This is a genomic window from Paenibacillus sp. CB74, from assembly GCF_055687625.1.
In genome coordinates this window covers 6,640,522-6,656,069 of the sequence record NZ_CM146009.1, presented here as the reverse complement: position 1 = coordinate 6,656,069, position 15,548 = coordinate 6,640,522, and the positions used below count along the sequence as shown (strand labels likewise).

The window sequence follows — 15,548 nt, the reverse complement described above, 5'->3', positions numbered from 1 at the left end:
GATTTTTTTAATTCCCTTTTACAAGGGGAAAATCCGGTGATAAAGGCGAACGCTTCGCTTCTTCAGGTTATTTCTGTTCTCTCCGCTAAAGTGTAAATAATTAGTCTAATACATATTACAACTGAAATTCGGATGAAACTTGCAATGGCTATGCTTTGCCGAGATCATTTCTGTCTTCTCCGTTAACATGTAAACTTCCAGTTTCATTTTATATAAATAGTATACTTTATATTGTCCTATATAAAGGTATTCGACGCAAAACGCCCCCGGTATGTAAACCGGAGGCGTATGTTTAAGCCTGTAACTTATTGGTGTTTTTCAATAATTCCTTTGAGCGCATCTTTCGAGTTCAGACCAACCACTTTATCTACCGGTTGACCATCTTTGAAGAAAATCAACGTTGGAATGCTCATTACGCCAAAGCGGGAAGCAGATTCCGGATTTTCATCCACGTTAACTTTAGCAATTTTCACTGCATCGCCAACTTCTGTGGACAGCTCTTCCAGGATTGGAGCGAGCATTTTACAAGGACCACACCAAGGCGCCCAGAAATCAACAAGAACCGTTCCTTCGCCTTCTACTTCAGCGTTGAAGGATTGATCGGATACGTTAACAATAGCCATGAAATTGTCCTCCTTATATATACTTACGGTTTTATTTTAACCTGTAACGTCGTGAACGACACTTCCAGTATAACACAGGTACATTAAACTTGTGAATTGAACGCTGCAATGTTCATCTTCCCAACATCAAATCTTCACAATTACAGGATGTGGCATACCCACTGCAAAATCTTTACAAACGCTTTCTTTTCCAAGTATACTAAAATTACTCCGGGTTTGCAGCCGCTTCAGGCCAAGCTGTCATTCCCCATAAGGAGGCAATAACATGGATGCAAATGTGCGGATCAGCGACCCGCGTGAACATGTGAACGAGGAACCTCGCAACGATCTATTTGATCTGATCGCGGGTGTTGCCGGCATGGCCGGCCTGATGACAGTGATCTTTTTCGGTATGGTCATCTTCAAATTCCTCACCGAATAGGTTGCTCAGGCTCACGCAGGACCAGAAAAGCCCGGTTTTCGCGACAATGCGAAAGCCAGGCTTTTTTTGGGACTACTTATAATGTAAAAAGTACATTTTGCCGATCAGACCAAAAGAATTACCGGTTAACGTTTGCCGCGCTGATTCTCACCCCGAACGGAGATGACATCCACGAATGGACGAATCCGGTCCATGAGACGCTGGCCTTTATTCATTTCCTCGCCGTCCCGATTGGTGAAGCTAAGATGTTTTTCAAGCCCATCCAGATTGTAATTGGACGTATAGAACGTTGGTTTGCGATTCATCCGATAGTTCAGAATAGACCCCATCACATGATCCCGAACCCAAGGGTTCAGATTCTCTGCCCCGATATCATCAAAGATGAGCAGATCACAACTTTTCAGAACATCCGTCATTTCCTTCAGCTTCTGCCCTTCACTGATCATGGATTTCAGATCCTCCACAAAGTCAGGCATGTAGATAATGACACCCGTGTGGCCTGCCACCGCCAGTTCATGCAGCAGATAACACATCAAAAACGTCTTGCCTGTCCCGAATGTCCCTTCCAGGAATAGTCCTTGCGGAGATAATCCGTTCTCCTTGGTCTCCCTAATATAACGAAGCACCTGATTCACTGCCGGAGCACGCATCCGATCCTTGCCCATGATCTCCACGTCGTTATATCCAGCACTTAGCGCACGCTCATCCACATAGAAACTGCGAATGCGTTGCTTAATGATATGTTCATTTTGCCGGGCGACATGTTTGGAACAAGGTGCTTTTATATCTATAATTTCGGGTTTACCGTTAAAATGTTCTACTTCCAGTTTGCAAAAGTGGCCCTGAAAATCGTTAGGACAGTTGTCGAGTCCCGGACAATTCGCACAGTTCTTTGAGTCTTTGGCGTACTGAAACAGCTTGCTCAGATCGGTCATGAGCTGTGCATCTTGCAGTTCAGGATGACCTGCACGGAATTCGCGTACGTACGGATTTTCCATCAATTCCGCCGCAATCCGCCGCGATTGCTCACGAAAGGCAGGGTTCAGCTGCTGAAGCAGTCCTCCCAAGGATTCCATGGCTTCAAGCCCCCTTAATGTTTCAATATAGAATGAACAATTGAAGTGCTCCCTAGCCATGTTGATGGCATAGGAACTTTCGATCGTTTGCAATTCTACTGTTCATTCTATAGAAAAACAACCAATAACTCAACAGATACATCTGGTAAATAGCGTACCCCTTCCATCACCATACGTAATACCTGATTCATCGCATACTAGTAGTCCTGTACCTTTTAGTGCATGTCCAAAAATCTGTTTTTCAACCTCGTTTAGCGGCGCAAGCCGACAGTGATGATCTCACATGAATCAGCCTGTATGTTCCATTCCTTACTGGCAAATGATAATGTTGATGCCTCTTCTATGCTGTGGGTATGGAGCCTTTCGCCCTCTTCCTCCAATATGTTGCTCTTATATGCCAATTCGAATGGTTGCGGATTTGCTTGCGATGCAGCAAGCTTCAAGTTAACGGACTCGGTGGTCATATTGTACCAACGGAGCATCACATCCCCGGAGTCTTCATTCACCTTGAGTGAAGAAAAAGCCAAGCCGTCTCCTTGCCATGCCAATGGTGTGCTGCTAGGTGTCAGATAACCCGGATGTACTTCCGTCTGTGCCAATGTCCATGGAACTTGGAACTGGTAGGCCTCCTTATACGCACCTGACGCTGCACCATTGCCATCGTGAGGAATAACCTCGATCTGAAATGTATGTTCACCAAGGCATTGTGCTTCCGGTGTCGGGAACAATCCCCAGTCTCCAAGTTCGCCCACAGCACGAAGCAACGTAACGGCGATGGTGTTTCGTCCATCCTGAAGAACCTCATATTCGTTCAGACCCAGATTGGCTACGACTAATCCCGCATCTTTTTCACTCACATCCACAAAACTCTGTTGATGTTGTGTATTGCTTGGATTTTGCCACTCCGGTGCAGGTGTGTTATCACGTGTCGCAATTTCAAACATGGAGTCCACATGATGAACAGCAGATACAAGATCTGTTGGGAAGAGTGCGCGCACCCGATGATCCTTCGCCTGATTGTTGAAGGTGGTTTCCATTTGCACTCCTTTTCCACTACGGCTTAATGATATAACCGTACGGATCTGGAGGGGAATCATTTTAGTTAAACGCTGGGCTTTGCGATGTGGATAATAAATCAGTTCTCTCTGTTCCTGATCCAGCGTTTCATCCGCTGACTCCGGTATTTCCCAATGATGAATGACTTCGAACGAGGCCGAGTAGGATGTATCCTCAAGAACCCGAATCTCTGCTTGAAGGTCGCGTGTTGTTCGCGCCACTTCGTTCTCTGGCTGCTTGAACATGTATTCATTACCGATATCGCCCACATTTTCGTACACGCCAAGGTCATTGTAAGTCCGGCCTGTCCGTTTATCCGTGAGGGTGAATGAACCATTGTTCGCTATCGTGACGATCATATGTTGATTTTCCATGCCACGTTCACCACGCAACAAGGTAGTCGTTTGTGATGGAATACCACTCGTTGCGGCATCCGTAAAGTTGACCAATGCATACGTCTTCAGACCAAATGCAGCTACATTCTCTGTTTCAAAACGAATACGAACACGCCGACAGCTATACGGCTGGCGGAAGCGATCATCCGGCAGATCATAGCCGAATTGCAGACCCAGATCCTCCACCGTACATGGAATCTGCGTCCCCTCTTCATCTACCAGGATACGATCTGACAGGTCAACAGCTTTCATCTGCACCGCCATCTCTTCCAGCGTATATCCTTCCCGGAAATATAACCGAGCCGCATCCAGTTCCATCTGAACCACACCGCTACGTTCCCAGCCCGTTGTATTAAATACCACAACAGGTCGAGCACTTTCGCCATAGCGTGCAAAGATGGAGGTATCCACGGCTGTGGCAATCTGATTGGTGCTGTCCTCAATTAATGCTTCTGCCACATGGCGGCTCTTATCAAATCGCGTCACCATCTCGCGATGCACCTCATCCACACTGCATCCACAGATGCTGTCATGCGGGTGATTCTGCATAAGCGTTTTCCAGGCATATGTCAGCTGATCATGTGGATAGGCATGCCCAAGCAGATAGGCATAGGATGCCAGGGGTTCAGCCACCTTTTCCAGCATGGTCTGGCCCAGCTGGTTCATCTGTTTCAGATACACACGAGCCGAGGCAGTGTTCACTAGAGTTCCCCAGCCATCGGTACGTTGGCTGCGCAGTTCACCTTTGACCGTGGACAGCTCATGTTCAGCCGATGCTCTCAGGGCAGTCAGATAGTCTGGAAAGTTCGAGTGAATGAACTCGATATCGGGATATAATTGCTCAGCCATACGAATCGCTTCCGGCAGGTCTCGCTGAATCGGCTGGTGATCACATCCGTTCATGTATAACAACTCATTCGTGGATGCATATTTCTCCGCGTCGGCAAGCTTGGTTTCCCAGAACTTTCGGGCCGAAGCCTCGTCTACCGGAACTTCATTCCCGTTGGAGTACCAGTTGGCGAATAATACGCCGAGTACTTTCGATCCGTCTGGCCCTTCCCACATCAGCTCCGAGAAGCTTGATTCATATCCGGCATCCGATACCGTATTATTGAAGCCCGTAGGCTTCACACCCCGGCCAAAGAACACATTATCAATGCCGGATTGCTGCATCAGCTGCGGAGTCTGTCCGACCAATCCGAATGTATCGGGAAAATAACCAATTTTCGAAGGGGTACCATAACGCTTGGCGTCCTTATGTCCAACCTGCATGTTGCGTACATTGGCTTCTCCACTCGTCAGAAAGGCATCCTGTAGAATGTACCATGGTCCAATCACAATCCGGCCATTGCGGATATGCTTCTCCAGTCTTTCCTTCTGCTCCGGGCGAACCTGAAGATAATCTTCGATGATAATCGTTTGTCCATCCAAATAAAAGCTTTTATAGTCTGATCCTTCATCCAGCTGATCCAACAGTGAATCGACGAGCTGAACGAGCCGCATATGATGCTTCTCATACGGCAAGTACCATTCCCGATCCCAGTGGGTATGCGAAATAATGTGCGCTCTCTTCGACTTGTTTGTCCGGTTGATCATCGTGTTACGCCACCTCTTTCCTCATGTTGTACAATCTCAACCTCATCCGGGCGATATACGGCCTTCAGCTCTCCGGCAGCATCTGTGGCAAACAGCACCGAACGATTTTTCTCCAATTGGAACGCATACGATACACCCGTACGTTGATCTCTCACATGAACTTCATGGTTCAAGGCAAACTCCGATACGAATACATACAGATTTCCTTTTGGAAAACTCAACTTCCGGCCGTAGATTCCAGCGATATCCCCACCGGATATCCATTCCAGCTCCTGTTCGACGCCCGAAATCTCAGTGGCATAACGATACAATTCAGCAAGTGGTTCATCCCGTCCGTTTAACTCGAGCGGCAGTGGGGTCCAGATCAATTTTCCTTTACCCAAAGGCAAAACAGTTACTTCATCTGGTGTACCCTTATCCCCATGAAGTAAAGTCTCCTTCGCCACCTCGGCGATCCGACGTCGTCCATAGGTCACCCGGTGATTCACGCCATTAATATTCAGCAGCTCTTCCCGCTGCACGTTACCCAGACTGCGTTGGCCGACGATATGATCTGCCCGGTCACTTGTTTTCCAGTACGCATCCAATCCCAGCGGCCCTGTAATGAGCAGGCTCGTGCCTTCCTTCTCTGCAAACGTGAGCAATTGATGCAGTGCGTCGCTGTCCATATTATGCGGACTCGGCACGATAACCAGCTTCGGTGGCTCCTGCTCCAACGCTTCCAGATGATATTCGGATAACGCACGGAATGGCAGTTTCAGATCATAGGACATCACGCGAGTCAGTTTTGTTGTGGCATCATAGGCTAGAGCACGATTGGAAAAGTCATTGGAATACGGGAACACCACGGCAATATCCTCCAGCTCGCGGTCTTCAAAGAGATCACGAATGCCATGCATGAATCGGCCAAAATCATAAGACACATCCGCCTCTGGCTTCTCCGTGCCATCTGCACGCAGCGCTCCGATATGAGACTCATTGGCATTATCCATATAGAAGTTGGTGTTCCAGATCCATTGCACTGCTCCTGCGCCACCTGTCGAGAAAGCATAGGCGTACTTGCGTTCGAGAATGCCGCGCAGCTCTTCTTCCGTACGTTTGGCTCGTCCATCCGGGGTTTCCACATACATGATGCCCGTCTCCTGAATGAGATTGGGCTTATGTGGCGTTTTGGCGAAAATGCCGTCCCAGATCAGATCATCGTTTAACCACCAGGAATGCACCGTAGTATAATCCACTTCACGTTCATAGAAGAACGGCGAAGGGCGCTGCGCACCAAGGGCTTCATCCTGCCCCACGGTGACCAGATGATCGGGAACCAGATCCTTGATCGTACCTACAAGCTCTCTTGCCCAAACATTGTGCATCTCCATAGAAAAGAGACAATAATCGAGCCAGCGTGTTCCTTTTTTGGCCTTGTGCATATCCTGTACATCAAAATTAATCTCTTCTGCCTCCGGAATGGCCGCTGCTGCAAAATTGGGAAGCTGCTTCGGTGACATGTTCCATGCCTCCTGCAACGCTTCAATCGTCTGATGCCGCTGCTGAAGCCACTCTACAAAAGCCTGCTGTTCATACGCATCCCTCGTGGAGCGTGGGCCAGCCGAAAAAATCTGCACTGGATCAAACATCGATGGCTCATTAATCAAATCCCAGTCCACATGCGTTGTATGCGTGTGACGACTAACGATGCTGCGGATGAAACGTTTCTGTGCTTCGACACTTTGCGGGTCCAAATACGGATTCGTCCCTTCCCATGTCTCCGGTGTAAAGGAGAAGAAGGTAAACGTGACCTGCAAACCATGCCGCTTCGCTGTTAACAGGAAAGCATCAATGGCACGCAGCACGTCCTCAGCCATGTGACCGTCCACCTGCATCATATTGCGATAAGCGGTCCAGATTCCCGTCCGAATCCAGTTGATCCCGGCTTTTGCCATCTGTGCCATGTCGCGATCCCAGACATCCGCGTTCGGCAGAAACAGAAATTTCCGTGCCACATCCGAGGTCATGTAGGTCATACCCACAACAGGGAGAGGTCGTCCATCTTTCACAAAATAATCTCTGCTGCGGGTGATTACTTCCCCTTCTGCCAGCAATGCGGCATCCTGTCCCCAGAAGCCTTGCCGAAGGATTCGAACTTCCCCATCAGGTGCCTGTGCACGGCTCACAATCCGATACAATCCACTTTCAATGGAAACCGGGAGAAGTATGCGTTCGAAACGCTGTTCACCGGAAAGTTCCATCTCCAGTCGATGGCTCCATACCTTTTCTGCCATGCCATTAGCGCGATTCTCATGCTCCACTGTTATGTCGAATGTCCACCGCTCAGACGCTGTACATCTGTTGCCTGCTCGCTGTAAAATCTGACCTTGAAGTGTGAGAACTGCCCGCTCATCTGGCTCATACGAAGCATAATTCGTTTTCAGGGTTAGCTCGGTGACACCTTGCGCACAGAATTGTGCCCACTTCACCATCTCGCCTGCGCCATCCTGCTCCCAGAATGAAGGAGTCAACGGCAGATGTACAAACATCCAGCGCGAACCAACGAAAGTCCCGCGGGAATTCTCCCATAGGACGATTGGGGCAGCAATGCTTCGATCATCTTTGTTGATTCCGCGAAGCAAAGAGTGAATCTGTGTACTCATCGTGCCTGCTGAACCCATCTGGTGTGGCAAATCACTGTTTTTGGTCGTATGCGGAACTAGATTCCATGTATCTGAAATCTCGAAAAGTCCTTCTTTTCCGGCCAGAAGCGGGATCTGTTCAGATGAAGTGAATGATTGGACACCGTCAGCAGATACGTTTAACGCCTCATGAATATAGAGCTCCTGGTGATAGGCGGTCTGCTCGGACTCTACAACCCATGCCCCATTCTCATATCGAACCGGACGTTTGAAAGGCGCACCACCAACACTGATCAGACTCCCTCCCTGATGCAGATAAGCTGCAATCTCCGTCCAGGCGGACTTGGGGAAATAGGGTGCATGCAGATTGATGAAACATCCTTCACCAGCCGTCGCTTTCAACGCCTCTGCAAGTTCATCAGCGTTTACAACACGAATCTCTCCGACTGCTTCCCATGTATTCAGAGCCTGCTCAGTTGGAAAAGCCCCATCCACTGGAAACGCAGGGTCAGAGAAGATAATCAACTTTTGATCCTTAGGTTGGATACTCATAATAGGCCATCCTTCATGGATGTATAGACCAACTGGGAGAACAGGCTGTTGGACCATGCAAACCATTTTCGTGTAAAGATCGTTGGATCATCGGCGTGGAAGCCTTCATGCATATATCCGGTATCTGCATCTGTCGCTTCGAGCATGCGGATAATCTCCAGTTTCTCCTCGGCAGACTGCGCAGTCAGTCCCTGCATGGACAATCCCATATGCCAGATATAATTCGGCGGGGTGTGCGGGCTACCGATTCCTTTGGCAACCTTGCCCTCATAGTAAAATGGATTCTCTTTGCTCAGAGCAAAGCGGCGCGTATTCTGATAGATTGGATCATCCGCCGTGACGTAACCCAGATAGGGGATGGACATGAGTCCCGGTGTACCGGCATCGTCCATGAGACAGTGGTTGCCATAACCGTCCGTCTCGTAAGCATAGATCGGTCCAAATTCCGGATGACGATAAATACCATACAGCTGAATGCCGTGATCTACGTCCTGCTCCAGATCCTTCAATTCCTGCAAAAGTTCCATATCCCGGAACACCCACTCGGCAAACTCCTGCATCTGACGCAAAGCAACAGCCGCAAACATGTTGCCAGGAATGTTGTAGTGGAAGTCACACGCATCATCACTGGAACGGAAACCGGACCAGATCATACCTGTGTAGTTGACTGGCATGCCTTTTCCGTGATTGCGCAAGGAATCTGTCGGGATACCGTTATTGCGAGTGAAGCGATACGGAGATTGTTCCATATGATGCTGTTCGACTTTGAACAGATCCACAATTTTACGCATCGCTGCCTTGAAACTGGAATCAAAAATGTCAGTCAGCTCAGTTTCCTTCCAATATAGATAGGCCAAGCGCACAACGAAACATAATGAGTCAATCTCAAATTTGCGTTCCCACACCCAAGGTGACATGTCGGTCTCGTCCGTGGTGTTCCAGTGCCAGTCATTGGCCGTCTCATTGAAGGCATTGGCATATGGATCGATATGAACATACTGGATATGACGTTTGATCAGCCCGCCGATGATGCGTTGCAGGTCCTCGTCTTCTTTTGCAAATGGAATGTAGTGTACGACCTGCTCCACCGAATCACGCAGCCAGGAAGCCGGAATATCTCCTGTGATGACAAAAGTGGTACCGTCCTCCATCAACTTAGTGGTTGTTTCGATGGTATTGGGGAAGCAGTTTTTGAATAATTGTAGCAGCTTTGGCCTGTGAGCCAGTTTCTGTTCTGCTTCTTCGAGCACGGCCTGAATGGATTGTGGCAAAGCAACAGGCGGCATGGGTATTTTGGGTAATCTAAACTGTTCCATGGATGAGTGCAACTCCTTAAACAAATTGAATGGTGTAGCTATAGAAGATCAAGCTGAGAACATTCACACTAGGCCACTACGATGACAGAATAACCTTCCGATCGCTGTTATCCCCAGATTTTTTTGTTTCCCTTTTCTAAAGGGTAAAATCTGGGGATAGCGTATGCTTCCGATGTAGCTTTCTTTCAGAAAGCTTTTAGGCGAACGCTTCGCTTCTTCTGGTTATTTCTGTCCTCTCCGTTAACGTGTGAATAAAGAGCTCCGACGCGACATATATAGCTCGAAATATTTCAAAAAGGTTTACCGCAGTAGCACGGTTTGTATTTCGTAGGGTTTAAAAGATAGTGTGATCTGGCCGTTCGTGTGGGCCAGTGGTTTGATTGGTTCTTCCAGTGCGTTGGAGTGATACGCTTGCTCAAAGGCATGTGGCCATTGCAATGTGATGCTTTCGCGTTTGCCTGAGGATTCATAGAAACGCAGCACGGTGCCTTGTCCATCCTCTGCCATTTTGATGGTATCCAGAATGACGTGATTGCTGTTCAAGTTAATCCAGGAGCCTGTTGCTGGACGAGATTGTGCGGCAGTTGCCGTTGCATCTGCAGTTGGATGCACTTCAGCCCCTGCGCTTTGTTGTGATTGATCCCTCTGTTGCACCTGTTCCATCTGTTCAACTTGTTGCGACTGTTGCATCTGCTCTACTTGTTGCACGACCACTTCCGTGTTCAGTTCAGCTGCCTGACGTACGGTGTGTGCGTTTCTCCAGTCTCCGTCGTGCGGGTACAGGGAATATGTGAATTCATGTTCTCCCAGATCAGCCGTGCGGTCAGGCCATTTTGGGGCACGCAACAAGGACAAACGAATCGTGCTGCCTTGCACGTCATAACCGTATTTGCAATCATTGAGCAAGCTGACGCCGTATCCATATTCGGCTACATCCGCGAAGCGATGTCCGCAGACCTCATACTGGGCTTGTTCCCAGCTTGTGTTACGATGCGTTGGACGTTCCAATGCGCCAAATGGAATCTCAAATGTCGCTTTGGAGGTCACCACATCAATAGGGAAACCAACTTTCAGAAGTTTGTGATCTTCATTCCAGTTCACCTGTGTCTGGAAGTCGATTCGCCGTGAGTCGTGATAAAAGACGATATCTTGTGTGATTTCCGATTGATGTAGCTTCCACCGGAAGCGCAGGACATCCTTCGTTGTACCCGCCAGCACCAGCTTTTTCTCCAACAGTTCCACTTCGCCAGCAATCTGTTCCTCATAACGACTGTCGATATCCCATGCATCCCAGAGTGTCGGACGGTCGTGGAAGAAGTGAAGTTGATTGCCACGTTCACCTGGCTTCAGCATCTCGCGCTCTGCGGTCTTATCCCACAGACGGGTGATCTCCCCGCGTTCGTTGAACTGTATATGATAAAGAGCGGTATCCCATGTATCATTAAAGGTTGGTTGTGCGGCAAGGTTGGTCATTTCCCGTACATTCGTTTCCCTTGTGTTTTCCGGTACCAGCCAGATCGTTTTATATCCAAACGCCGGAATGTCTGTCACGAGAATAGACATGCTGCCATCCTCCCGATCCATCCGCAGGCGTTGGCCTTCTTCATCGACGCCATAGCGATCCAAGCCATCCTGCACAGAAAGTTGAACGACTGCACTCCGTTTCCAGCCCAGGCTGTTGAATACAACATAGGCTAGTGAACCTTCTGGTCCCTTGGTGTTGATAGCCGTTGTCAATGCTGCAATGCCTTGATGCAGTCCGGTTCTACCTAATTCAAATACCTGTACATATTCCTCATTCGAAGTCACGTAGGACTCTGTAATCGCCGATCCCGGTATAATATCGTGGAATTGATTCAGCAAAATCAATTTCCAGCCGTCATGCAGTGCTGAACGCACTTCAGCTTCGGTATTCGCCTCCATATCCGGTTGAGCGAGTGTATTCCACAACTCAGCTTCTCGATACAGAACCTCCGCTTTCCTATTGTTGCGCTTATTGCGAGCATGTGTCGTGTAGGTTCCCCGATGTAACTCCAGATACAGATCACCATGCCACTTCGGAAGTACAGGTTGTTCCTTTTCAATTCCGGCAAAGAAAGCTCCGGCTGTGCTGTATCGACTTGCAGGCTGTCCAACCATCAATTCTGCGCGATCCATATACTCCAGCATCTCGCGTGTTACCCCGCCGCCGCCATCTCCGTGTCCATATAGAAGCATATGCTCCGGATGAGCCGCTTTCTCACGGTAGGACTGCCAGTGATCGTGAATATCTTTTGGCAAGGTGTTCTCATTAACACCATGATTGAGGTAAGACAGGATCGGTGTGCCGTCAATGCCCACCCAATGGAAGAGATCGTACGGAAACACATTCGTGTCGTTCCATCCCAGCTTTGTTGTCATGAAATATTCCACATTGCCATGTTTCAAAATCTGTGGCAGGGAGGCACAATACCCGAATGTATCCGGCAACCATTCAATTTGTGATGTCTTGCCGAATTCCTCCTTATAGAAACGCTGACCATATAACATCTGGCGAATCAGAGACTCGCCGCTTGGGATGTTCAGATCCGGCTCTACCCACATGCCGCCAACCAGTTCCCAACGCCCTTCTGCAATCCGCTGCTTCACTCGTGCATACAGTTCGGGATCATGCTCCTTCAGAAATGCATATAACAAGGGTTGGCTCTGCGAATACACATAGTCAGGATATTCATTCATGAGTGCATCCACGGTGGAGAAGGTACGGCTCGTTTTACGTACCGTCTCGCGCACAGGCCACAGCCACGCAATATCAATATGGGACTGTCCCACCATATGCTCCAGACCTTCCGCGTTACCGCCAATCTCACGTACATGATGCTTCAGATTATGCTCAATCCGACGAATACCTTCCCCCTGCTTGATCTCTTCTGCTGACATGCCTACAAATTGGTCCATCGCACGATAGATGGCTTCCAGCAGACGAACCCGCCTGAAGTCACTCTCTGGCAGCAGCACAGCCGAATCACGCACAATAATGACGGTGTACATGAGACTGCGAACGGCTTCATTTGGTCTCACCAGCAAGCTAGTAACCGATGTGATCGGCGGCTGAATAACCGCCTGTTGATTCAAGGGGTCCACAGGTTCAGGTACTGGATCGAACATCTCAATCTCAAGTTCTGGGTTAGTCCCGACTTTAGACGGATCAAGTGTGACGTAGGTATGATTGCGGTCCAATCCCTGGTAGGAGTGTCCATTCACCCGCAGTAAACCTTCTCCCCCCGTTTCAAATACAAGCCCATAAGGCGCTTGCTGCCATGTAGCAGGGATCTCCAAACGTGTTCTGAAGAAATACGTCGTTCCCTGTTTGCTCGGAAAACGCTCATAATCTTGCCCTTCCGGGTACTCACCCTGATCCTCATACTGTCCTGGCACATTGTAATAAGCACGGGTAATGTCCCAGCTGCGCAGCTGCAATTGCTCCAGCCACTGATGTTCGGACAACTCGCGAATCAATCGTCTGATACGTTCCACAGTCTTACGCCTCCCTTATAGTCAGTTCGGCCATTTGCGTATCATTTACGCTGCTGCCGATATGAATATGGAATTGTCCTGGTTCAACGACAGGCTTCAAATCACGACCAATATACTGCAACTGCTCCGCTCCAATTCGGAATTCCACGGTCTGTGTCTCTTCAGGCTCCAGGTTCACTTTCGCAAACCCCTTCAGTTCCTTGGCAGGACGAGTCAGTGAGCTAACCACGTCCGAGATGTACATCTGTACAACTTCTGCACCTGCATAAGGGCCGGTGTTGGTCACATTCACAGACACCGTGACTGAATCCCCCGCTGTCATGGATGCATCACTCAGCTGCGGTTCACTGTACTCGAATGTGGTATAACTCAGTCCGTACCCAAATGCATAACGTGGCTCCAAATCCTCTTCGAGGTAACGCTTGCCTCGGGAACGTTTGCCGTTGTAATAGATCGGTAATTGGCCGACATGCTTCGGAATGGAGATCGTCAATTTGCCTGACGGATTCACATCACCGAATAGAATATCTGCAATGGCATGCCCGCCCTCTTGACCCGGATACCACGCCTCCAGAATTGCATCGGCATGTTCATCCACCCAAGGTTCCGTGATGGGACGACCATTAATATAGACAACGACAAGCTTTTTGCCGAGCTTGTGAATCTCCTGAATGAGTTCCAACTGCACTCCGGCAAGACCCAGCGTCATTCGGTCGATTCCTTCACCGCACTCCATATCGTTCCATGAGTGATCCGATACATTGGAAGCGCCCGTCTTCAGATCGATTGTTCCTTCTCCAAAGTCACGCGCACTGGAGCCACCAACCACCATAATGACGGTATCTGCCTGACTGGCAACTTCGATAGCCCGCTCAAATCCTTCTTTTGAATCACCTTTAATCCGGCATCCTGGTGCATAGAGAACCTGATCTACACTGCTGCCATCAGTCACAAAACCAACAGAACTCTTCTCCGTTTGCACATCCATACGATTAGCCAGCTTACTGCGAATGCCATCCAGTACCGTCGCCACTTTTGACTTCGGTTGCGGAGACGTGTAATCCCCCAGCTGATTGTAGGCCTGATCGGCATTGGGGCCAATGACGGCAATTCGGCCCAAATTTCCTATCGATAAAGGTAGCGTGTCGGCCTCATTTTTGAGAAGTACAACACCCTCCGCAGCCAACTGGCGTGCGAGCTGAATATGCTGTTCACTGCCAATCACTTCTGCTGCCCGATCAGCATCCACATAAGGCTGTTCGAATAAGCCCAGTCTGAACTTCAACGCCAGCACGCGAGAGACAGCCTGATCCAGAACCTGCACATCAAGCTTGCCTTCTGCCACCGCCTGCACCAGATATTGCCCGAACATCTCACCGGACATTTCCATATCGATGCCTGCCTCAATCGCCTGCACCGATGCATCCAGTCCATCCGTCGCGACATCATGCCCACTAGCCAACATGTTGATCGCGCCACAATCCGTAATAACCAGACCATCAAAGCCCCAATCTTTACGCAAAACATCTTCCAGCAGTTCGGTATTTACCGTACAAGGTGTGCCATCAATTTCGTTATACGCCGGCATGATGGAAGCTGCACCTGCTTCTACAGCTTTACGGAATGGATACAGATCCACTTCCAGCAGTTCACGCCAGCCCATATGTACAGGCCCTGCATTGCGTCCACCTTCCGAGCTGCCGTAACCGACAAAATGTTTTAACGTAGCAGCAACTGCATCGTCCCGATCCAGACTTTCACCTTGAAGTCCTTCCACGGAAGCAACTGCCAGTTCTCCAATGAGAAACGGATCTTCACCGAAACATTCCTCCGTACGCCCCCAGCGCGGATCACGCACAACATCCAGTACCGGAGAATAGGTGACCGCACCGCCTTGAGCACGTGTCTCCCGCGCTACTGCCTGACACATCTCCCGATATAGATCCACATTCCATGTGCTCCCCAGTAAAAGGGGAACGGGATAGACCGTCCCGTCAATGGCCATATGACCATGTGAGCACTCCTCCCCAATCAGGATGGGAATGCCCAGTCTGGAATGCTCTACCGCATAACGTTGAATCAGGTTAACCGCCTCAGCGCCTTCTCTGGCAGATAGTCCATTTTCCAGTGTAACGCCAGTCCAGGGATCTGCCCGAAGTGCTCCATAGAGGGAGCCAATGCCGCCATTCTCCACTTGCTGCTTAAAGGATTCATTTAATGTGATGTTCCCCTGATCATTCGTATAGGTCTGCCAGCCAAATGGCTGCGTAAGTTGGCCTACCTTTTCTTCCGTAGTCATCAGGCTCAGCAGGTGTTGTACCCGTTCCTCTACGGATTTGCTTTGGTCCTTGTAAGTCATCAATCTGCATCTCT

Annotated in this window: 8 protein-coding genes; 1 reads left to right on the top strand and 7 read right to left on the bottom strand. The window is 49.2% G+C overall.

Going from position 1 to position 15,548, the window contains the following annotated elements; translation table 11 throughout:
* Nucleotides 1-305 precede the first annotated feature (305 nt).
* Entirely contained in the window at nucleotides 306-623 is a 318-nt protein-coding gene (trxA, locus tag ACX9NY_RS29350; RefSeq protein WP_036605788.1) for a thioredoxin, read from the bottom strand.
* Between the two features lie 265 nt (nucleotides 624-888).
* On the opposite strand from trxA, the gene ACX9NY_RS29345 reads away from it, so the two are divergent.
* A complete protein-coding gene (locus ACX9NY_RS29345; RefSeq protein ID WP_017692450.1) occupies nucleotides 889-1,044 on the top strand; it encodes a hypothetical protein in 156 nt (51 codons plus the stop codon).
* Nucleotides 1,045-1,169: 125 nt separating this feature from the next.
* On the opposite strand, the gene dnaI is transcribed toward ACX9NY_RS29345, so the two are convergent.
* The 6 genes from dnaI to ACX9NY_RS29315 all read right to left on the bottom strand — a co-directional run bounded on the left by dnaI (nucleotide 1,170) and on the right by ACX9NY_RS29315 (nucleotide 15,534).
* The gene (gene dnaI / locus ACX9NY_RS29340; protein ID WP_253440604.1) at nucleotides 1,170-2,120 is read right to left on the bottom strand and encodes a primosomal protein DnaI; all 951 of its coding nucleotides are present in this window, start codon (nucleotides 2,118-2,120) and stop codon (nucleotides 1,170-1,172) included.
* Between the two features lie 251 nt (nucleotides 2,121-2,371).
* A complete protein-coding gene (locus tag ACX9NY_RS29335) occupies nucleotides 2,372-5,167 on the bottom strand; it encodes an alpha-mannosidase (protein ID WP_472476512.1) in 2,796 nt (931 codons plus the stop codon).
* Nucleotides 5,164-8,343: a beta-galactosidase gene (locus ACX9NY_RS29330; protein WP_472476510.1), complete on the bottom strand. Its 3,180-nt coding sequence runs from the start codon at nucleotides 8,341-8,343 to the stop codon at nucleotides 5,164-5,166. Before ACX9NY_RS29330 ends, ACX9NY_RS29335 begins: the two co-directional genes overlap by 4 nt.
* On the bottom strand, nucleotides 8,340-9,659 hold the full coding sequence (locus ACX9NY_RS29325) for a glycoside hydrolase family 125 protein (RefSeq protein WP_472476508.1): 1,320 nt from the start codon (nucleotides 9,657-9,659) through the stop codon (nucleotides 8,340-8,342). Before ACX9NY_RS29325 ends, ACX9NY_RS29330 begins: the two co-directional genes overlap by 4 nt.
* Before the next feature lie 300 nt (nucleotides 9,660-9,959).
* A complete protein-coding gene (locus tag ACX9NY_RS29320; protein WP_472476506.1) occupies nucleotides 9,960-13,175 on the bottom strand; it encodes an alpha-mannosidase in 3,216 nt (1,071 codons plus the stop codon).
* A 4-nt stretch (nucleotides 13,176-13,179) separates the two neighbouring features.
* Nucleotides 13,180-15,534, bottom strand: a complete 2,355-nt coding sequence (locus ACX9NY_RS29315; RefSeq protein ID WP_472479443.1) for a glycoside hydrolase family 3 N-terminal domain-containing protein — start codon at nucleotides 15,532-15,534, stop codon at nucleotides 13,180-13,182.
* Between the last annotated feature and the right edge of the window lie 14 nt (nucleotides 15,535-15,548).